16 protein-coding genes are annotated in these 22,553 nt (G+C 40.7%); 10 read left to right on the top strand and 6 right to left on the bottom strand.

Annotation, left to right across the window (positions count from 1 at the left end; translation table 11 throughout):
* Nucleotides 1-47 precede the first annotated feature (47 nt).
* The 5 genes from H5117_RS06530 (at nt 48) to H5117_RS06510 (ending at nt 8,104) form a co-directional block, all read left to right on the top strand.
* Entirely contained in the window at nt 48-686 is a 639-nt protein-coding gene (locus H5117_RS06530) for an ATP-binding cassette domain-containing protein (protein ID WP_182736768.1), read from the top strand.
* A gap of 32 nt (nt 687-718) precedes the next feature.
* A complete protein-coding gene (locus H5117_RS06525; RefSeq protein WP_182736758.1) occupies nt 719-1,399 on the top strand; it encodes a CDP-alcohol phosphatidyltransferase family protein in 681 nt (226 codons plus the stop codon).
* Nucleotides 1,392-2,183, top strand: coding sequence for a sterol desaturase family protein (locus H5117_RS06520; RefSeq protein ID WP_182736756.1), 792 nt, complete (start codon nt 1,392-1,394; stop codon nt 2,181-2,183). The genes H5117_RS06525 and H5117_RS06520 overlap by 8 nt, the downstream gene beginning before the upstream one ends.
* Nucleotides 2,184-2,444: 261 nt before the next feature.
* Entirely contained in the window at nt 2,445-5,105 is a 2,661-nt protein-coding gene (locus H5117_RS06515; RefSeq protein WP_182736754.1) for a glycoside hydrolase family 16 protein, read from the top strand.
* A gap of 65 nt (nt 5,106-5,170) precedes the next feature.
* Nucleotides 5,171-8,104, top strand: a complete 2,934-nt coding sequence (locus tag H5117_RS06510) for a TonB-dependent receptor (protein ID WP_182736751.1) — start codon at nt 5,171-5,173, stop codon at nt 8,102-8,104.
* 51 nt (nt 8,105-8,155) lie between these two features.
* Here H5117_RS06510 and H5117_RS06505 read toward each other — a convergent pair whose 3' ends face one another.
* The 5 genes from H5117_RS06505 to H5117_RS06485 form a co-directional block, all read right to left on the bottom strand.
* Complete coding sequence (locus tag H5117_RS06505) at nt 8,156-9,628, bottom strand: S41 family peptidase (RefSeq protein ID WP_182736749.1); 1,473 nt, start codon at nt 9,626-9,628, stop codon at nt 8,156-8,158.
* 129 nt (nt 9,629-9,757) lie between these two features.
* Complete coding sequence (locus H5117_RS06500) at nt 9,758-10,075, bottom strand: hypothetical protein (protein WP_157823341.1); 318 nt, start codon at nt 10,073-10,075, stop codon at nt 9,758-9,760.
* Nucleotides 10,076-10,563: 488 nt separating this feature from the next.
* Nucleotides 10,564-10,941 carry a hypothetical protein gene (locus H5117_RS06495; protein WP_050582296.1) on the bottom strand — a complete coding sequence of 126 codons (378 nt, stop codon included), beginning with the start codon at nt 10,939-10,941 and terminating at the stop codon, nt 10,564-10,566.
* Between the two features lie 61 nt (nt 10,942-11,002).
* Nucleotides 11,003-11,785, bottom strand: coding sequence for a hypothetical protein (locus H5117_RS06490; protein WP_024607714.1), 783 nt, complete (start codon nt 11,783-11,785; stop codon nt 11,003-11,005).
* Between the two features lie 469 nt (nt 11,786-12,254).
* Nucleotides 12,255-13,775, bottom strand: coding sequence for an aldehyde dehydrogenase family protein (locus H5117_RS06485; protein ID WP_182724079.1), 1,521 nt, complete (start codon nt 13,773-13,775; stop codon nt 12,255-12,257).
* A 171-nt stretch (nt 13,776-13,946) separates the two neighbouring features.
* Here H5117_RS06485 and H5117_RS06480 point away from each other — a divergent pair, with 171 nt between their 5' ends.
* Nucleotides 13,947-14,840 carry an AraC family transcriptional regulator gene (locus tag H5117_RS06480; protein ID WP_182736747.1) on the top strand — a complete coding sequence of 298 codons (894 nt, stop codon included), beginning with the start codon at nt 13,947-13,949 and terminating at the stop codon, nt 14,838-14,840.
* 80 nt (nt 14,841-14,920) lie between these two features.
* On the top strand, nt 14,921-15,952 hold the full coding sequence (locus tag H5117_RS06475) for a LacI family DNA-binding transcriptional regulator (RefSeq protein ID WP_182695370.1): 1,032 nt from the start codon (nt 14,921-14,923) through the stop codon (nt 15,950-15,952).
* Nucleotides 15,953-16,047: 95 nt separating this feature from the next.
* Here the strand turns inward: H5117_RS06475 and gtfA are convergent, their stop codons facing one another.
* Nucleotides 16,048-17,520 carry a sucrose phosphorylase gene (gtfA, locus tag H5117_RS06470; RefSeq protein WP_182736745.1) on the bottom strand — a complete coding sequence of 491 codons (1,473 nt, stop codon included), beginning with the start codon at nt 17,518-17,520 and terminating at the stop codon, nt 16,048-16,050.
* 176 nt (nt 17,521-17,696) lie between these two features.
* Between gtfA and H5117_RS06465 the strand changes: the two genes are divergently transcribed.
* The 3 genes from H5117_RS06465 (at nt 17,697) to H5117_RS06455 (ending at nt 22,552) form a co-directional block, all read left to right on the top strand.
* On the top strand, nt 17,697-18,923 hold the full coding sequence (locus H5117_RS06465) for a sugar MFS transporter (RefSeq protein ID WP_039488390.1): 1,227 nt from the start codon (nt 17,697-17,699) through the stop codon (nt 18,921-18,923).
* A gap of 171 nt (nt 18,924-19,094) precedes the next feature.
* Nucleotides 19,095-21,491, top strand: coding sequence for a TonB-dependent siderophore receptor (locus H5117_RS06460; protein ID WP_182692364.1), 2,397 nt, complete (start codon nt 19,095-19,097; stop codon nt 21,489-21,491).
* A 113-nt stretch (nt 21,492-21,604) separates the two neighbouring features.
* Complete coding sequence (locus tag H5117_RS06455) at nt 21,605-22,552, top strand: carbohydrate kinase (RefSeq protein WP_182695369.1); 948 nt, start codon at nt 21,605-21,607, stop codon at nt 22,550-22,552.
* The last annotated feature ends 1 nt before the right edge of the window (nt 22,553 follow it).

Genomic DNA, 22,553 nt, shown 5'->3' with positions numbered 1-22,553 from the left:
ATAATTAAAGCATCCATGTTTAACACTATCAGGGTTAAGGTTTTTTAATGCAGTCATCGTTACAGATTAAAAATTGTCAGCTTTATCGCCAAAATGAGCTGTTACTTAGCTTAAACGAGCAAGTTAATGGCGGTGAAATTCTGACTATTATGGGCCCATCAGGCAGTGGTAAATCAAGCTTATTAAATTGGCTTACGGGTACTTTACCAAGTAGCTTTAAGGCCAATGGAGAGGTGTGGCTTAATGGTCAAAATATCGATAATACCCCTCCGCACTTGCGCCATATTGGAGTGCTTTATCAAGACGCTTTATTGTTTTCGCATTTAACTGTTGCTGGTAACATTGCCTTTGCAATGCCCAAAGGTAATAAAAAACAACGCCTTGAAAAAATAGCACACGCACTTGAGCAAGTAGGTCTTAAAGACATGGGTAATCGTCACCCCGATAACCTCTCAGGTGGGCAACAAGCCCGTGTTGCATTATTACGTATGCTGCTGAGCGAACCTAAAGCCATTTTACTCGACGAACCCTTTAGCAAACTCGACACCCAACTGCGTGTTGATACACGCGAACTCGTGTTTAGCCAAATACGCGATCATAAGCTACCTGCAATTATGGTAACTCATGACCATAGCGACGCAGACGCTGCAAGTGGCAAACTCATAACTTTAAATAGCGCACTTTAAATACATAGCTTTAAACGCATAAGGCAATAAACATGCTAGACAAATTTATCACCCCTGTAATTAAGCCACTTTTAACACCTGTGGTTATGCTTATGCATAAACGCGGCATAACCGCCGATCAGCTCACCGTGGTAGGCTTTTTAGTTGGCTTATTAGCCGTGCCATTACTGGCGTTTGAAATGTGGTACGGCGCATTAGTTGCCATTGCTTTAAATCGAATTTTAGATGGACTTGATGGCGCATTAGCACGCTACGCAAACCAAAGTTCAAGCGCGGGTGGCTTTTTAGATATCACACTCGACTTTTTATTTTACGCGGCTATTCCGCTTGGCTTTATTTTGGCAAACCCTGAGCAAAACGCGATAGCGGGCTCCTTATTACTTGCCACTTTTATTGGTACGGGCTCAAGCTTTTTAGCTTTTGCGATTGCCGCCGAAAAATTTAAACTCGAAAAACCGCAATTTAAATATAAAAGCTTTTACTACTTAAACGGCTTAACCGAAGGCACTGAAACAATAGCGCTATTTATTGCATTTTGTATTTGGCCGCAGCACTTTGCTGTTATGGCGAGCATTTTTGCTATTGCGTGTGGCATAACTATTTTTACCCGTATACATGGCGGTTATCACACGCTTAAGCGACAAGAAGCCGATGCTAACAAAGCAGCTGAAAACGTGCCTAACAGTGCAAATTCTGAGGTAATAGATGACTAATGAAGTATGGTGGCGACTCGGCTGCTTTTTTAGCATTTTAATTATAATGATGCTGCTTGAATGGCAAAAACCTGCTCGCCAAGCACCTATTAAAAGCAGTACACGTTGGTTTGCTAATTTTGGATTAGTGTTTGCTTCATCAGTTATTGCGCGCTTAGTGGTCCCTATTGGGTTAACCGCTGTTGCACTTTACAATCAAGAGCACGGCATTGGCTTATTTAATCAAATAGCCCTACCAAGCAGTTTAATTATTATATTGAGCATACTTTTACTCGATATATTAATTTATTGGCAGCATAGATTATTTCATCAAGTGCCTATTTTATGGCGCTTGCACCGCGTTCACCATGCCGATGCACATGTTGATACAAGTACGGGCTTGCGCTTTCACCCTATCGAAATTGTGCTGAGCATACTTATAAAACTCATTGCAGTAACAGCCCTTGGCGTACCTGCCATTGCGGTACTTATATTTGAAATAGCACTTAATGGTTTAGCATTATTTAATCATGCAAATATACGCCTACCTAATGCCATTGAAAAACCACTGCGTTTAATATTAATGACGCAAATTTTGCATCGAATTCACCATAGCCAAGTGGTTAGTGAAACCAACTCAAACTATGGTTTTAGTGTAATTTGGTGGGATAAATTATTTGGTAGCTACAAAGATAAAGCAAAAAAAGCCGACGCAGATATAAATATTGGCTTAAAAGAATACCCAAGCCAAAAGCAAAATGCCTCGCTTTGGGGTTTATTGCTCATGCCATTTAAAAATAAGTAAACCGCGTACATTCTTGGATTAGTCCTATATTTAATAGGCTCTTATTAAAGAGTCTATTATGAATTAAGTAACACTAAAACGCCTCTTACCGTAAACTAATTGTAAATAAAATAAACAAATATGTTGACCATTTGCGTACTCCACAATATCATTTGTAAGCGCTTACAAAACACAATCTAAAATGTAAGCGCTTACAGCATGAAAAACAAAGCTCAAAAAACAATTAATCTGACAATAATCTGTTGAAACCGGGGTTCAGTTATGAACATTGAAACAACGCACATTACACGTTTACTTGCCGCTATCTCTTTAGTTACGTTAGCTGGCTGTGGTGGTGACTCTGCCACTAAATCAAATTTTGAAAATGTAGATGCCTCTGAGCCAGTATCAGATTGGCAAATGGTTTGGAGCGACGAGTTTGAAGGCTCAGCCATTGATACAAACAAATGGAACTATGAATTAAACTGCGATGGCGGTGGTAACAACGAGAAACAGTGTTACACCGACAGTGAGCAAAATGCATTTATTGCAGACGGTGTGTTAAACATTGTTGCCCTACCCGCTGAAGAGGGTGCAGAAAAACCTTACACTTCAGCGCGCTTAAATACGCGTTACAACGCCGACTTTACATATGGTCGCTTTGAAGTGCGCGCCAAACTTCCATCAGGACAAGGTAGCTGGCCAGCATTTTGGATGCTGCCAACTGATGAAATTTACGGCACTTGGCCTCGTTCTGGTGAAATAGATGTTTTAGAATCAGTAAACCTTAAAACACCAGATGAAGATGGCGGTATAGAGTCCAGTATCCACGGCACACTTCATTACGGACGCGCGTGGCCAGATAACAGCTACACAGGGCAAGAATACAAATTCCCTGAAGATACTAATCCAGCAGATGATTTCCACACGTATGCTGTTGAATGGCAAGAAGGTGAAATTCGCTGGTACGTAGACGGTTACCTTTATGCAACTCAGCGTCAATCAGAAGTGCGTACTAATGCAAGTGGTGAGGCTGTAGGCCTAAAACATCGTGGTTGGTTTGCAGAATACTTTGAACAAGGTTCTGGCGAACTTACAACGCATTGGGATAGCGCACCATTTGATAAAGACTTTCACTTATTGCTAAACCTAGCAGTAGGCGGTGACTGGCCTGAAAACGTAAATGATTTAGGTGTAGACGCTAGCGCATTTGAAAATGGCCAAACTTTTGCTATTGATTACGTACGTGTTTATCAATGTGCATCAAACCCTGAAACAGGTAAAGGCTGTGAAACTATTCGCCCAGGTTACAATAGCTTAGACGATGCGTTGCTTGAAGGCGATGCACCAATTCCTAGTCCACCTTCGACAGGCATTGCAACACCACTAACTATTTTTGGTGAATCATTTAATCCAAATTGGCCTGCATGGGATTGTTGTGGTGGTTCTACTCCCGCTATTGTTGCAGATGAAACCCAAGGTGATGTAGTTGAATTTGTAGTAGGTGCAGAACCCACTGTAATGGGCTTTATTAGCCGTGAGATTTTTATTACTGACGAAGCAGGAAAAGCCAGCCCGTTTGATGCATCTCCAATGCTGGATGAAGGTTACGTTCGCTTTAAAATGAAAGTAACAAATGCACCAGGCACAGCTGATGCAGCTTGGCTTGTAAAACTTGAAAGTAATGAAGGTTCTAGCGCAATAGAAATGCCGATTACAGACAGTGTTGAAGGCGTAAGCCCTGTTGTTGGCCAATGGCAAACTTATACATTTTTACTAAAAGATCTAGATGCTGCAGATTTAGATATCAGTGCAATTGATGTGATCATGGTGTTTCCAGCATGGGGCGCAGGTGAAGGCGCTATTTATTTAATTGACGATGTTGAGATTACTCAAGATAACTTAGGCGTATCACCTGAACTTACTATTTTTACTGATGAGAAAAATCTAGCATGGCCAATGTGGGATTGTTGTGGTGGCTCAACCCCTGTTGAAGCTATGGATGATGAAGAACATGGTCTAACTGCAGAGTTTAGCATTGGTGCAGAGCCTACTGTGATGGGCTTTAATAGCCGCACATCGTCAGGAGGCGCAGGCGAATCGTTTGACGCTAGTAGCATTTTAGATGAAGGCGTTATTCAATTTGATTTAAAAGTAACCTCTACTCCTAGCGATCCAGCTACACCGTGGTTGTTTAAAGTTGAGTCAAATGGCGGAGACTCTGCAGTAGAGCTTGAATTAACGGCAAGTGTTGAAGGCGTAGCGCCAGTTACTGGCGAGTGGCAAACATATACATTTAAATTGTCTGATCTTGCAGCTGCTGGCTTAGATGTAAGTACTATAGATGTATTAATGATTTTCCCAGCGTGGGGGGCAGGTGAAGGCTCTGTTTACCGTTTAGATAACGTTAAGATTTATAATCCAAATGCAGCGCCAGCTGCAACGGGTGAGCTTACTGTATTTAAAGATGCAGCTGCCGACCAGTGGAGTATTTGGGATTGTTGTGGTGGCTCTACACCAACAACAGAAACCGATGATGACGCGCATGGCGCAGTAGCGCAATTTAGCATTGGTTCTACTGCAACAGTAATGGGCTTTATTGCTGATGAAGACGTATCGTTTGATGCCTCTGCAATACTTGAAAATGGTGTAGTTCAATTTGATATGAAAGTTGTATCAGCCCCTTCAGATATTGACGCACAATGGCTATTTAAAATTGAATCAATTGGTACATCGAGTGCCGTAGAGCTTGCTTTATCTAGCAGTGTTGAAGGCCAAGTACCTGTAACGGGCGAATGGCAAACATACACCTTCCCTCTTCAGCAATTATTTGATGCCGGCCTAGACATTAGCGCATTAAACGTAATTATGGTTTTTCCTAGCTGGGACAGGGGCGATGGCGCGCTTTACCGTATAGATAACGTGATTATTGCAAATCCATAAAACACACACCAATAGGCGCTTAGCGCCTATTGCTACACAACAACATTTTATAAAGCAGAGCTATTATGAACACATCCAATTTTAAAAAGAGCCAACTTGCGGCTTCTGTGTCTCTCATCATTGCTGCGAGCACATTAAACACAGCTATTGCGGCAGAAGCACAAACAAGCGTTTCATCTGATGTAGAAGTTATTGAAGTAAAAGGTATTCGTGGTTCACTTATTCGTTCTATGGATATGAAACGCGACTCTTCAGGTATTGTAGATGCCATTTCGTCTGAAGAAATGGGTAAATTCCCAGATACCAACTTAGCAGAATCATTACAACGTATTACCGGCGTATCGGTGAGCCGTGCAAACGGTGAAGGTAGCCAAATTACAGTACGTGGTTTTGGCCCTGAGTTTAACTTAATAACCTTAAATGGCCGCCAAATGCCGGGCACAGGTTATACACGCTCGTATAATCTTGAAAACGTTGCCTCTGAGGGCGTAAGTGCTCTTGAAGTTTTTAAAACAGCACGTGCAGACGTGCCAAGCGGTGGCTTAGGTGCAACAGTTAATATTTCTACTGCGCGCCCTTTTCAAAAGCCGGGTCAAAACTTTTCAGCAACCGTTAAAGCAAATCACGACTCGTCAAACGAAGCTGGTGATGACGTAACACCAGAGTTTTCTACTGTTTACAGCAATACTTTTGTAGATGACACTTTTGGCTTTGGTTTTTCGTTTTCGCACCAAGAGCGTGACTTTCAAAAACAAAGTGCCAATATTCAAGGCTGGCAGGCAAACGTAGACTTACCTGAATTAGATAGCAGCAACGTCGTTGATAACCGCACAGACCCTGCAGGTAACTACTACTTCCCTAAAGACATGAATTACTCTATTGAAGATGTAGAACGTGAACGTACAAACGGACAAGTTACCTTTCAATATGCACCGGTAGATGGCTTTGTAGCAACACTTGATTACACCGCAAGTAAAGCTGTAACAGGTTCTCAAAGTATTGGTTGGGGTATTTGGAACGACTTTGGTAGCAATATTAATGGCTACGAGCTTGATGAAAATGGTACGGCTGTTTATGCTGATATTAGCGGTAACGATGCCTCGTTTACAGCCAACAAAGGCACTACAGAAGTAAAAGCGCGCTCACTTGGTTTAAACCTAGATTGGGAAATTAGCGACACGTGGCACGTAGAGCTTGATTACCACGACTCTAAAAACGAAACCGATAACGGCGCCGACAATGGGCTGGGAAGTGCCGGCCAAGTAATTTTAGGTTCTGATCAGCTAGCTAATAAAATTTATGATTACCGCACAGGCGAAGTACCCAGTGCACAAGTTAATTGGTTAAATGGCACAAGTGAATTAACGCCTGGCGAAATTGATTCAAACTTTAGTCAATTTACTCACTCACCGGGTGAATCAAACATTGAACAATTACAGCTACATACAACATGGTATAACGAAAGTTATGACATTGGTTTAGTTAAAGTTAAATTTGGCGCATCACGTACAGAACAAAACACCGGTGGTTACACCGCGTGGAGTGGTTTAGTAGGTGGTCCAGGCTTTAACCCATCATATACAGAAATATTCCCAGACGGCATGTTTACCCGTCACGATACATCGGGCCTTTTAGATCAATTTGAAGGGGGCGGCAGTGACTTACAACCTGGTTACTACTATACCTACGATTTTGACGAAGCTGTTGCGCGCCAAATTGCTTACTTAACAGCTGATGTGACAGGCGGCGATGCATACGCCGCAAATGCATATATGGATGGTATTGACAGCGAAAGCTACGTAGAAGAAATCACTAATAGCTTTTATGTTCAATCAAGCTGGGAATTTGACGTAAGTAATTACTACGTAAAAGTAAATGCAGGCCTACGCTATGAGCAAACAGATGTAACCAGTACTGTACGTCAACGCGTTGAAGATCAAGTTAATTGGATCAGCGCTTCTGAGTGGATCATGCAATACGCTGCTGGCGGCGATGATAACTTCTTAGAGCAACAAGGTGATTACGATGTTTTACTGCCTTCAATCGACGTAAGTGTTGATTTAACTGAAGACGTAGTAGCCCGCGTATCTTGGGGTAAAACAATGTCGCGTGCACCACTGGGTAATTTAGCCGGTGGCCGCAGCTTAACAGGCAGCCCAAAACCAGGTTCTCGCACAGGTAGCCAAGGTAATACAAACTTATTGCCGTTTGAATCAACAAACCTTGATTTATCACTTGAGTATTACTACGCAGAAGGCAGCTACGCATCTGTTGGTTACTTTAAAAAAGACGTTGATAACTTTATTCAAACCACCATTACGCAAACCACTATTGATGGCTTGCACGATATTTTAAACGGCCCTCGTTACTTACAAGCCGTAAGCGATATTGAATCACGTGGTGAGCAAGCAACAACCGACGCTATTTTTGCACAAATGATTGCCAGCGGTTACGGCAATGCAAATGGCGTTATTGAACCAAACAGCGACGATCCGCTAATTACATGGAATATTAGCCAGCCGCAAAACACCGACAGTAAATCGGTAGATGGTTTTGAAGTAGCTGTTCAGCACTTAATTGGTGAAACCGGTTTTGGTGTAGGTGTTAACGCGACATTTGTAGATGGCGACGTTGAATTTGATAGCGAAAGCCTTGATCAACAAGCACCACTTACAGGCTTAAGTGACTCAGCTAACTTTCAAGGTTTTTACGAAAAAGATGGCCTATCTGTTAAAATTACTTACGCATGGCGCGACTCATACCTAATTGGTGTTGGCCAAGCACAAGGTTCAGCTGATGCGCCTCCGCAATATGCTAAAGCGTATGGCCAGTGGGATATGAGCGTAAACTACGATGTAAACGAAAACGTAACTGTATTTTTTGATGGCATAAACTTAAATAATGCCACCGAAGAAGGTTACGGACGTTACGAAGAGCAATTCTTATTTGCTAATCAATACGGTCCGCGTTACTCAATTGGTGCACGTTACACGTTCTAAACTATTTCCTAGTTAGAAGGTTAAGCCGCTTGTTACAACAAGCGGCTTTTTTTATAGCGTTTTTATTTGCTCAAGCAACACATTAGTTGTCCAATCAATGCCGTTATACGCAACATCCGGCTTGTAAAAATCTCCTGCCCCTCGCGCTCTGTTTACGTATACTTTGTTAGGTACAATCACTTTCCCCAACCCTGAAGGTAAATCAGCTAAGCGTACTTCCATATACATAGAATCAGCACTGCTTGGCGCACCGAATAACGTTGTATTTTCAAAAAGCTTAAACTTATCAAGCGCATCTAAACAAGCACTGGCACACTGCGGCGGAACAATAACAAACACCTTGGTTTTAAAGTCAGTAGTTAAAGGATTTTGTGGCATATTATTTAGCGTATTAGTTTCTTGTTCTACATAAAATGGGGCATCATTTTTAAGTGATAAAGCCATACCAGCTGCTACGGTTTTAACTATTTTCAATAATTCAGGCTGATCTTTTACAATCTCTAATAAAGACACTACATGGTCGGTATTATCTTTTGATGCTCTCCACCACACTTGCGTGTTTTGAGATTTATCATTTGCTTTTTGTTCTACTACCTTTTCACCCCATAATTCTTTGGCTATTTGTGAGCTCCAATAAGATGAGCCACCTTGGTTATGACGCAAATCTAATACCACGGCTTTTGCAGTAAGTAACTTGCTACGCTGCTGTTTTATTTTTTCAAACACTTTATTGTAGGCAGCAGTTTGTTTATCGGTTGATGAAAAGCTAGGCATAGCAATCCAAGCAATGTTTTTTTCAGGCCACGTTAAATCAATGGGGAGTTCATCACCGTTATAAGCATTTTCTAAATGCCTGCTTGCTGACTTAGGCCTTACTGACCAATTGAGTACTTGTGTATAGGTATTGCCATTGGCTTTAACAAATTCGCATTCTTTTAAAGGGGTTAAAAATGGATTGCCCTCGTCAATTAGTAACCGCCAACCTTGCTGCCACCAATGCCCAGGTTGTGCAACTTCACCATGAAACTTAAATATTCTCTCACGCATTAAGGTATCAGTGCTTTGCCCATCACATTGGCTTACAACGTCGCCTTTGCTAATATTTTTGGTTTCGCTGTAATACACTTTTAGCGTGTCACCTCGCCATACAGCTCTAAAGCCCGGCCAGCGGCGCGCGGGTCTATCTACACTTGAAAACGCACCAGCGTGACCATCTTGTAAAATAGTGCTAAAGCGCGCAATTGCCGCTACATGCGCCTGCGGCCCACTCGCTTGAGCCGATAATGTAAGTGCCTCCGCTTTTGCTTGATTTAATAAATCAGGGAAAGTTGGGTTATTAACATCAAACATACCAGGATGATTTTGTGCTGTAATACTATAAGCCGCGTTAATATCGCGCTCTGTTATGCTGCGCCACTGCTCAAGTGTAGTAGGTAGAATGGGTTCTTGTGCAGCATTTATAACTGGTGATAGTAATAAAGCGCAGAGCAATACATGATTGGTTATTTTTGTTTTTATAGTCATAAAAATCCGTTTAAATGTTGTGGTATATATAATTTAAGAAGCGTGTTTTATTTAATACCGCTCAAAGGCGCACCATTTTAAAGTTTTCAATAGCTAAATTTTACTAGTTACCCACCTCACGGCGAGTTGTTATGTTTTGGCAACTTGAAACCTGCCGTGTTTAACCCAACCACAAAAAAATACAAAACTAACAACACCCTGAATTAAAATAATCCAGAACAAAGACTCCTCGAGGAAATCTGGATAGTTCAGGGTATGTATCAATGAGATTAAGCCGAACACGCTACCAAAACTAAGCAAGCCTAGTATGCTCAAAGTAGAAAAGTAGCCAATATTCTTTCTAGACACTATGCCGTAAATGGCAACGGCTACTAAACAAAGATAAATCGCTGATGAAACTATAGTTAGACCATTTAGCTCCCCGTCTACAATTTGTTCCTGAGTCAACTTAACTCCTCTCATTAGAAGAAGTAGTATTAACCAGCCAATAGTTAGATTTTTCATCATACTCTCTGTGAACGTAACGAGCCTATAAATTAACTCGTTTTTTATTTTTTATTAATAAACAAACCATAGCTGAGTTCCTATTTTGGTTCAATCTATTGCTGTACTTTTACTCAGCATATAAAAAAGAGTTTAATGTTGTTTTAATTGGCATTTTGGAAGGGATTACGGGTGTTTGAGTGCAAAATTTAGGATGGGTGTCTTTGTTATTACCAGCAACCCCAAAAGGATATGGGAAAAACCTGGCTGCGATGAGATCGCAATAAGAGAGCCTCTATATGTGTTTGCCGTAAGCTACTTGCTTAACAGCCGTATCGACAGACGAGGTAAACGAATTGGTTTAGAATTGACCGTCAATTTATAAAAACGGTCAAAAAGAACACTAATGCCTATTGACAGAGTTAAGGCTCATATGTGTTATGTGTTATGTGTTATGTGTAAAACTTTAACTGAACTTTGCCGTTTACAATGTTTAAATTACCAAACTCTCCAACAACCTGAAAGCCATTATTGGTTTTTATAAGAGTATCTATATTGCCGTAATCGAGGGAACCATCTAAATCTTTAGTAGGATTTACGGTAGTTTGTTTGGAAAGCCCTGAATACCACGTAAAATTAGTAAATTGGATTTCACATTTGCGGTAGCAAGTATATTCATTGGGCTTAGGTTTTTGATAATGTGGCGATTCAGGCCAAATACTGACCTCTACATTAAATGTAATTTCGGCCTCATTTGAACTCCAACCGAGAACAAACGAATCATTGAAATCTATATCTTTGAAAATATCCATATGCTCGACGATTTCCATTTACACATAACGCTTAAAGCAGCGGCGCATTTATGCGTCCGCTGCCTTTACTTGTTAGCACTTACATCATTGCCGTAAGCGCAGGGATAAAGGGAGCTATCAGCGTCATATGGTTCGCTGCAGCGCCAATAAATGCCTTGTATGAATCGCCTATTGAGCCAGACTTACTTTCCGTCTGCATATCTTCGACAGCAGTAATTAATGGCTCTTTGCTTTCAATATCTGAAGCTTTGATGGCAGCAAGCAGATCTTCAAAAACCTGTTCATTTATAGCAATCGATTGTTGCGCGCCCTCAGACTGGACAGCAATATTGCTGTTGCTTACATTTTGAATACTAATACTTGGCTTTTCATTATTCACGGGCAGTCCGTTCTCCAATTTGTACAAATTTGATTTCTCTAATAACAAAAGTGTTTGTTTAACAACTTCTGCTAAATTCATCTGCTCCTCAAAAGCAGTAACCATTTGATTAAATGCCCACGAATTTAGTGATAATTCGTCAAAAGCCTGTTGAGCTTCGTCAATCACATACTGCAGATCATTGTAGACCCAGGTATTTTCAAATCTTTTAATAATGCTGGTTAAAGTAGGGTATGTTGTTATGTCAAAGTTTATTGCCGCCAAAGCATCAGACATAAATAATCCCATATCTCGACCATCGGCATAGACTCTCTCTATCTTCGCCTTTTTTAACCCATCTTTAATAGGCCAAACAGTCTGCCCCCAATCTTCATTGTTTTTTAAATGAGACCACCACTTATCTTTGTTTCTATATTCCTCGCCTATAGAAAGCAATCGACTTATTAGGGGTTCTACATCATTAAGATCTCGTCTTACTTCCATTAAGTATTGCCTTGGTTAAAATTTACGGGTGCTAACAACTTTGTCTAATACATTTGTCGTTTTATAAACCGACAAATGTCCCTGTATTACAATGCATTTATCTTAGCTAGCAAATAACCACCTGTAAACAACTAGTTAACTACAAAGAAATCTCCGTTAATGCTGTAATACACCTAAATGGAGGAGAACAGTAATATCCGACAATGCATAAATCACTGCTAATTTTTAGAGCAACTTTTATAAAAAGTTAATATCGTAAAATCGTTTTTTAACGCAGGTAATGAGTTATTAAAACGCTTAGGTTTTAACATTTTGAATACAGTTGGTATTGTACCTATATATTGCAACACGTTTGAAATAGTGTTGTGAGCACTGTGAAATAAAAGGACTCTAAATAAAAAAGCGCTACAAATAGGTAGCGCTGGCATTATTACTTAATGGTTGTTTATTTAAAGCTTAGGCTCTTTATTTAAAAGAAGCCAAGCGGATCTTCGCTGTAGCTCACTAATAAATTTTTAGTTTGTTGGTAGTGATCAAGTGCCAGTTTGTGCGTTTCGCGCCCTATTCCTGATTTTTTATAACCACCGAATGCAGCATGTGCTGGGTACATGTGATAGCAGTTGGTCCACACTCGCCCTGCTTCTATTTTACGACCCATGCGATAAGCACGGTTCATGTTTCTACTCCACACCCCTGCGCCTAAGCCAAATTCTGAGCTGTTGGCAAGTTCAAGTGCTTCGGCTTCATCTTTAAAGGTCGACATAGAAATAACAGGGCCAAAAATCTCTTCTTGGAATACACGCATGTCGTTTGTACCTTTAAGCAGTGTAGGTTGTATGTAATAACCGCCGTTTAAATCGTCATTTAGCTGCTCTACGTTGCCGCCGGTGAGTACTTCAGCGCCTTCTTTTTTGCCTATGTCTATGTAACTAAGTATTTTATCAAACTGTGCTTTTGAAGCTTGAGCGCCCACCATGGTTTCGCTGTCGAGTGGGTTACCGCGTTTAATTTGTTGGGTACGTTCGAGTATGCGCTCAATAAACTGCTCGTATATATCTTCTTGAATAAACAACCTTGATGGGCACGTACACACCTCGCCTTGGTTGAAGTAAGCAAGCACGGCGCCTTCAATAGCTTTGGATAAAAACGCATCGTCTTTTTCCATTACATCATTAAAAAATATATTAGGTGATTTACCACCGAGCTCGACCGTTGAAGGAATAATATTTTCAGCAGCGCATTTCAAAATATGTGAGCCCACAGGCGTTGAACCCGTAAATGCAATTTTAGCGATACGCTTGCTTGTTGCCAGTGCTTCACCCGCTTCTTTACCAAAGCCGTTTACTATATTTAATACGCCCGCAGGGAGTAAATCGCCAATTATCTCCATTAAAACTAAAATAGAAGCTGGTGTTTGCTCAGCCGGTTTTAAAATTACACAGTTACCTGCAGCAAGTGCTGGCGCTAGTTTCCAGGCGGCCATTAAAATAGGGAAATTCCACGGAATAATTTGCCCAACCACACCTAGTGGCTCGTGAAAATGATACGCAACGGTGGTTGCGTCTATTTCACCTATAGTGCCGTCTTGCGATCGTAGGCACCCTGCAAAGTAGCGAAAGTGATCTGCCGCTAGCGGAATATCAGCAGCGAGTGTTTCACGAATTGCTTTACCGTTATCCCATGTTTCGGCAACAGCTAGTAACTCTAGGTTTTGCTCAATTCGGTCGGCTATTTTTAGCAGTATGTTACTTCGGTCGGTCACCGACGTTGTGCCCCATTGCTCTCGCACTGCATGCGCTTTGTCGAGAGCCAGCTCTATGTCGTCTTTGTCTGAACGCGGTATTTGGCAAAATACCTTACCGTTTACTGGGCTTATATTATCAAAGTATTGGCCATTTACTGGCTTCACCCACTCTCCGCCAATGTAGTTCCCGTATTGTTGTTTAAAGTTTACGAGTGCGCCATCGCTACCTGGATTTGCATATATCATGTGTGTGCTCTCTTTATTGTTGTTAGCTAAAGGTCGAACATTTATATAAAACAAAATGCTTTATATTTAATCAATGTTGATTGACATTAAACTAACAAGTACCTAAAAACTTGATTAGCTGTCCACAAAAGTTGTCTGTGAGTCCAAACTAATAAAACCTAAAGGATTGATATGCACACATCTCAGTTAAACAAAAAACGCCAACAACTTGATGTATTAATAGAAAATAAAGTCACATTCGCTGCAGATAGCAGTGAGTTGAGTATTTACGACACGTATCAAAGCGCGCAAAAGGTAGCACTGCACTCAAACGAGCTGCTGTTTTGTGCCATGCTAAGCGGCAAAAAGGTAATGCACGTAGAAAGCAGCCAATACCATAAAGTATTTTTACCACACGAGTCGTTTGTATTAGCGCCAGAGCAAGGTGTTTTAATTGATTTTCCACAAGCATCAATGCACGCCCCAACCACCTGTTTAGCCATTGAAATTAGCACAGATAAAATAACGAGCGTGGCGAATGCACTAAACATGCAGCAAAATTTTGCACACGATGGCTTATTTGAATATGTACCTCAGTTAGTGCATACCCAACATAATATTCAAACGCAGCAATTATTAGAGCGCATGGTGCATTTATTTAGTGAGCAAGGCGCACAGCGACATTACTTGATTGATTTGTCGTTGAACGAATTGATCACCCGTTTATTACAACAACAAAGCCGCGAGCTATTGCTAGCTAGCTGCGATAAGCCACGCCTTAAAACAAAAGTGAGCGATGCCCTGCTTTATATTGAAGAACACTTAAGTGAAACGCTCGACATAAATACCTTATGCAAAATAGCATGTATGAGCCGAAGTAAGTTTTATCATCAATTTAAACTCGCATTTGGCACTACCCCAGCCCTTTGGCAGCAACAGTTAAGACTAAAAAAAGCGCGTACTCAATTACTACAAGGCCATGCAATTAGCCAAGTGTGCTTTGATGTTGGATTTAATAGCGCGAGCCACTTTAGTCGCCTATTTAAACAAACCTTTGGCATTGCGCCTAAAGAATGCCGACATTAGCCCTAAAATCTTATTTTTTTACTTTGCTAACGCCCTGAATATGTTAGTTTATTAACATGTGTATTGAGTAAAGAATTGGTATGAGTAAGCAAACCCGCTGGACCCTAAAAAGTATTGCTAAAGAGTTAGGTGTGTCTAACGCGACAGTATCTAATGCGTTTAATCGCCCTGATCAGCTATCGGCTAAACGCCGAGACGATATTCTTGCAGCGTGTAAAACTTTGGGCTATTACGGGCCCAATAAGGCCGCGCAATCGTTGCGTAATGGCACATTTAATATTGTCGCTTTAGTGCTGCCCGATAGTGTGGAATACATGGTGTCGGACCCTGTGGCTAGCAGCTTTATGCGCGGTGTTACCTCGGTGCTTGAAAAAAACGGCATTAATGTTTTATTGTTTTCAGGTAATAGCGGTAACCTTAACAACGTGGTCGACTTGGTAGATGGCTTTATTTGTTATGGCCGCCCTCGTAATAACGCGTTAGTTGAGCAGTTAAAAACAGTGTCTAAACATGTAGTGACAATTGATTTTGATATTGCTCGCAATGCCTCTGTAAATATTAATAACGAGCAAGCAAGTTACGAAATTGCTAAACACGTACTGCATAATCAAAGCGATAAAGTGGCTATATTAGGGCTTAGATTACTTGATGAAAACGTATTATGCCGCGTGTATGAACACCACGAATTTGAAACCGGACAATCTATTTCGCATCAACGTTTACGTGGTTATCAACGCGCTTTAAGCGAGGCAAATATTACGGTAGCTGACGATCGTATTTGGAACATTCCTGAAAGTAGCGAGCGTTTTGCTAATATTGCTGCTAAAGAGGTTTTAAGTGCCTCCCCTCGTCCTAACGTTATTATTTGTATGAGTGATTTAATTGCGCTTGCCACAATGCGAGAAGCAATAAAACAAGGCATAAAAATAGGTGAAGAACTGCGTATTGTGGGCTTTGATGGTATTGATGAAGCAGCCCGGTTTGTGCCTCGCCTCACCACCATTCATCAAAACAGCCAAGAAAAAGGCGTTATAGCCGCCGAATTATTTATTTCTAAAGAAGAAAAAACTCAGGAAGTCAGTTACGAATTAGAGATTGGTGCGAGTAGTTAGCTTACAAACCTTGTAATAGTTTTATGTGTTAAAAAGCCAAGCTACTTAAGCTTGGCTTTTGCTTTACATGGCGTTTGTAAATTACTTTTATAACATTAAGCTAAAAATGAATTTAAGTTAATCGTTGTTTCTTCATCACCATTTACCTGCGTAATAAGTGCATGGCGTAATTTAAAATCAACAGTAAGTGAAATAGTTTGCTCATCTAGTTGCCACGATAAACAACACATACTGCCTTCACCTTGGGCGCTAAATTCACCTGCAAATGCAGGGTGTGAATTGCGAATTTTAATTAATTCAATTAAACCTTTTACTACAGGCTTATTTAAGGCTTTGTCGATTATATTTGCATCTAAATATGGGCGGTTAATATCACGGCCTACATTTGTATTTGTCAGTAATTCCATGTCGTTTTCGCAAGCAAATAGGCCGCCGTAATAAACTTGTGGTACACCTGGAGCAAAAAATTGAAGTGCACGCGACAGTAAGTAATCAAAGTCTTTAGCGCCTAATGCGTTGTAGTACGTACAGTTAACTTGATATAAGTCGACATTACTCGCCGCAGCGCCCGTAGCTTGGCGGCTTTGGTTGTTGCTGTTGGCGTGCATTGTTTCTACTAGGTTATCAATCTGCTGTGCATTTAATAGCCCTGGTTTGTCGCCCATTGGACCTGCGTCAATAATGCCAATACCGTCATGTGTATCAAGTACAGTTAAGCAATTACGTGGCGAAATTTGTAACCATTTGAGCAGTGCATCTACATCGTTGTTAAATAAGCTGTGTAAAATAAGCGGTGGTAACGCAAAGTCGTAAACCATATTTACGCGTTTTGCCACTTCTACCTGAGTTTGATAATGGCTATGAATTTCTGCAATGGTTTCCATGCCTAAATCGTTTGCTTGCTTAGATAAGTTATCTAGGTAGCCAAACGTTTCATCAAGCATAAAGCAGTTAGTGCCAGCTTGCTTAATAGCGTAACCCGCCGCATCTAAACGAATAATATTTACATTGTTAGCCGAAAATTTAGTGAGTACGTTATTTAAATACGCAACACCGGCTTCTACTTTTACGTTTATATCAATTTGGTTATCGGTAAAAGTGGTCCAGAAGTCATACGTTTTACCATCACCACATTTCATTGGGGTAAAGCAACTACCAGGACGTGGGCGGTAAATTGCTTTTTGCTCAGCTTCGCTCATACCATTTGGAAATACATCATCTTTGGTTAAAAACAAATCCCAAAATTCTGATTGCTTACCTTTAGCTAATACATCTTGAAACTGAAAAGACTGCGCCGATACATGGTTAACAATTAGGTCAGCCATTAAGTCGAGATCTTTACCTAATACTTGTATGTCTTCCCAAGTGCCTATTCTAGAATCAACTTCACTATGGTCAATAGGGTCAAAGCCAGCATCGCTGCCATCAATAGGATTGTAAAATGGCAATAAGTGCACACCACCAAATACGCCTTTTAAAGGGCCGTTTAAAAGTGTGGTTAGCGCGCCTATATTTTGGCCAGTGATTCGATCAGCATATGTGATCAATTGAACTTTATTCTTCATCATTGTGTGATTACCATGTTGAAACTTAATCGATTAAGATATATCTTTAACTAGCGAGTAAGAATTTACAAGTAATTTTTAATAATTTTACATACAAATTTCGTGTCTCACGTGATACTACAGTAAGCAACTGACTGACTTACGAAGTATTAATAGAGAATTTAACGAGGAATAAACACATGACAAAATCACACACTCACGTAAGCAGCGACCCACTGCAACAAATACGCTGGCTTACATACATGATGTTTTTTATGTTTGCCATGACCTCTGACGCAGTCGGCATGATAATCCCCGAACTTATAAAAGATTTCGGTTTGAGCATGACTCAAGCTAGTGCATTTCATTACGCTCCTATGGCACTCATTGCCTTTAGTGGATTATTTTTAGGCTTTTTAGCTGACAGCCTTGGCCGTAAAAAAACCATTATGCTAGGTCTATTAATATTTTCCGCGAGTTGTTTTTTATTTGCATTTAGCACCAGTTTTACTTTCTTTTTAGTATTGCTTTGCTGCATAGGCCTGGCCATTGGTTTATTTAAAACCGGCGCACTGGCATTGCTTGGCGATATTTCACATAGTAACGACGACCATACTAAAACTATGAACAAGGTTGAGGGCTTTTTTGGCATTGGCGCTATTGTAGGCCCTGCCCTAGTTGGTGTTTTATTAGTGCAAAACGTTAGTTGGACATACCTGTATATTACTGCGGGCGTAATGTGTTTAATCCTTGCTTTATTAGCATGGCGCGCAGACTACCCTGACGTAGTTAAAACAACTGAAAAGCCAGCCTCTTTGGCCACGACCATGAAAATGGTAAAAAACCCTTATGCACTTGGCTTTTCTTTAGCTATTGCACTTTATGTAGCGACTGAAGTGGCTATTTATGTATGGATGCCAACGCTATTAAAGGACTACACAGGCTCTTGGCCGCTCCTTGCCACTTATGCACTTACTATATTTTTTATACTACGTGCTGCAGGTCGTTTTATTGCTGTATGGTTACTAAATCGTTATAGCTGGCAAGGTGTTATGGCTTATTTAAGCTTAGGTATTGCGCTTTGTTATGTGGGTACACTTATTGGTGGCGTTGACTGGGCTGTAGGGTTACTACCTCTTTCAGGTTTATTTATGTCTATGGTTTATCCAACTTTAAACTCTAAAGGTATATCGTGTTTTCCTGCTGAGCGCCATGGAGCCGTAGCCGGCGTTATATTATTTTTTACCGCATTATCGGCTGCTTTAGCTCCTTTATTTATGGGTATGATCAGCGATTACTTTGGCCATGTGCGCTATGGCTTTTACTTAGCAACAGGGTTTGCCGTGATTTTATTTGTAGCTATGTTGTTCAATTATTTACGCGACCCATCAATGAGTGCTTTACAAGAAAATAACCCAACAGCTTAATAAATTTGTATCTCAATACAATAAAAAATACTTTTAAAATCAACATATGAATAATAAAAGAGCAAATTAAACACAAAATAATTTGCTTATTGTAAAATATTTGTTATTTTTACTTAATCGATTAAGTGAAAATAACAAATCCTACTGGGTTCAACACAACGAGGCGTTCACATGACAACACACAATACACCTTTATATTTAATCAGCGCTTTAGCACTTGCCGTAAGTCAAGGCGTTAACGCACAAGAAACAGACCAAGCAACACCTGAAGCATCACAAAACAAAGGTCTTGAAACAATTGTTGTAACCGGCGTACCACGTCGAACAACAATCATGGCTTCAAGCGTTTCAGTTAGTAGCGTATCACTTGAACAAGTTCAGGTGTCTACTCCTCGCTCAACAGCCGAGGCTTTTAGAATCATTCCTGGTATCCGTGCAGAATCGACAGGTGGCGAAGGTAATGCAAATATTGCTGTTCGTGGCCTGCCAGTTGCTTCAGGCGGTGCAAAATTTTTACAATTACAAGAAGATGGTTTACCTGTACTGCAATACGGTGATATCGCTTTTGGTAATTCAGATATTTTTATGCGATTAGATAACACTGTGCAAACTATCGAATCGATTCGTGGTGGCTCAGCATCTACTGCCGCAAGTAATGCACCTGGTGGCATTATTAACTTTATCTCTAAAAATGGCGAAAACGAATCTGGCAGTGTATCTACAACACTTGGCTTAGATTACGACAGCGTTCGTACAGACTTTGAATACGGCACTTACTTAACCGATAGCGTGCGTTTTCATGTTGGTGGCTTTGTTCGACAAGGCGAAGGCCCGCGCGAAACAGGTTACACGTCTAATAAAGGTGGCCAAATAAAAGCTAATCTTACTAAAGATTTCGACAACGGTTACGTTCGCCTTTATTACAAACACTTAGACGATAAGAGTGTTGGCTACCTTCCTATGCCAATGTACTCAAATGGTGACTCTATTGCTGGCTTTGATGCGCAATCAGACACACCTCACTCAGCGTTATTTACTAAAACAGTACGTTTAAATGGTGAAAACCAAATCAGTAGCGGCGATATTCGCGATGGTATGAATCCAAAGGTTGACTCTGTTGGTTTTGAAGCTGTATTTGATTTAGATAACGATTGGCGTATCGAAAACCGTTTTCGTAAATCATCAATAAGCGGCAACTTTAACTCGCTTATTCCTGCAGAGGTTGGCAGCGCATCATCTATTGCACAGAGCATTGGTGGTGTAGGCGCAACACTCAGTAACGCAAACACGGGCGCTGCATTTAACGACGACCTTGCTATGCGAATTCATACGTTTGACGTAACAATGAACGACTTCGATTCATTAGTTAACGACTTTAAACTAACTAAATCGTTTGATGATGACACCAGCATTACCTTTGGTTATTACGCGTCAACACAAAACATTGCTATGTCGTGGTTATGGAATTCATACCTTATGGAGCTTAAAGGCGACAATGCTGCATTATTAAATGTTACTGCAGCTGACGGTACTGAATTTTCAGAAAATGGTTTATATGCATATGGCACACCTTACTGGGGAAACTGTTGCCAACGTGATTACGACACAGAGTACGACACCCGTGCACCATACGTTGCATTCTCTACTAAATTAGGCGACGTAAGCATTGATGCAAGTGCCCGTTACGACAGTGGCGAAGCTCGCGGTAACTATGCAGGTGCCGTAACATCAACTGTAGATATGAACCGCGACGGAGAAATATCAATCCCTGAGCAAAACGTTGCAGGTATTGATATTGCCAACGCCAGCCCAGTAAACTATGACTGGAACTATTCTTCTTATTCAATTGGTGCTAATTATCAAATTGACCCAAGCCTTGCTACGTTTGCACGTATTAGTAAAGGTGGGCGTGCAAATGCTGACCGTCTTTTATTTGGTAAAGTACGCGCCGACGGCTCTGTTGCAAAAGAAGACGCTGTTGATGAAGTAAACCAGTTTGAGTTTGGTGTTAAAAAGCGCTTTGATTCATTATCAGTGTTTGCTACTGCGTTTTTTGCCGAAACTGAAGAGCAAAATTTTGAAGCAACATCACAAACGTTTTTTGACCGTGAATACGAAGCAAAAGGGATTGAAATAGAATCTACTTACTTTATTGATGCATGGGATTTTCGCGGTAATTTAACTTGGACCGATGCAGAAATAGCAAAAGATGCGCTTAACCCAGATGTTGTAGGTAATACACCACGTCGTCAAGCCGATTTAATTTACTCATTAATGGCACGTTACAACTATGAAAAAGGCGCTGCAGGGGTAAGTTTCATTGGTACTACCGATGCATACGCTCAAGATAATAACGATCTACAATTTGACGGCTACACACAGGTAAATGGCTTTGTAAGCTATGACTTATCTGAAAACCTTAATATTGCGCTTAATGTGAATAACCTCTTCGATACAGTAGGTATTACAGAAGCAGAAGAAGGTTCAGTACCTGAAAATAACATTATTCGTGCCCGTACTATTAACGGCCGCACAACGTCGGTAACTTTAAAATACGCTTTTAACTAAATGTGTGTATTGCGCTGCGGTGAGTAGTCACTGTAGCGCCTTTTAAAGTATGAATAAATAACACCCTTCACGTTTTTTAGCCTAGCCTTGCTAGGCTTTTTAGGATATTCCAAATGACTAAACTCCTGTGCTTAGGCGAGCTATTAATTGATATGCTGCCACAAGATGCTAATAACTCAGCCTATTTACCTATACCAGGTGGCGCGCCTGCCAATGTAGCTGTTGGCTACGCAAAACTCGGCGCAGAGGCTGCATTTTGTGGTGGTAAAGGGGACGATCATTTTGCCAATCAATTAAGTAATGCATTAGCGCAATACAATGTAAATACAGACTATTTATTTACCATTCCAGGCTCACAAACCGCCATGGTTATAGTAAGCCTTGATGAAACCGGCGAGCGTAGTTTTGGCTTTTATCGCCATAACACAGCCGATGTACTATTAACGCAGGCGCATTTAGCGCATATAAATTGGCAAGAAATAAGCACACTACACTTTTGTTCAAACACATTAACCGAATCAGCAATTGCCAACACAACGGTTAAAGCGCTAGAACTTGCAAAAGCGAATAATAAGCTCGTCAGTTTTGATGTGAATTTACGCTACAGCTTGTGGGAAAACACAAACGATATAGCAAGCAATGTAAAAGCCTGTTACACCTATTGTGACATAGTAAAACTCTCGCGTGACGAACTTAATTTTTTAGCTCAGCATAGCGATACAACGAGCGATGATTACATTCAAATGCTATTAAATACCGGAGTAAAACTGGTGTTTTTAACCGATGGACCAGAGCCTGCCACGGTTTACCACAGCGCATTTACACTTAACGAATCGGCACCAAAAATAAACGCCGTAGATACAACAAGCGCAGGTGATGCATTTATAGCGGGGGTTTTATACTACTTAAATAACTTAGGAAGTGATTTACCACTAGCAGATAAACTAAATGATAAAGCGAGCGTAAAAGGCGCCCTGCACTTCGCTCTTAAATGTGGCTCTAAAGCGTGTTTAGCTAAAGGGGCATTTCCGGCATTACCTGTGCTGGCTGATGTACTTTAAT

This window comes from Pseudoalteromonas sp. SG45-1, assembly GCF_014164135.1.
GTDB lineage: Bacteria > Pseudomonadota > Gammaproteobacteria > Enterobacterales > Alteromonadaceae > Pseudoalteromonas > Pseudoalteromonas distincta.
The sequence above is the reverse complement of the archived record's forward strand: the minus strand, read 5'-3'. Positions and strand labels throughout refer to the sequence as shown.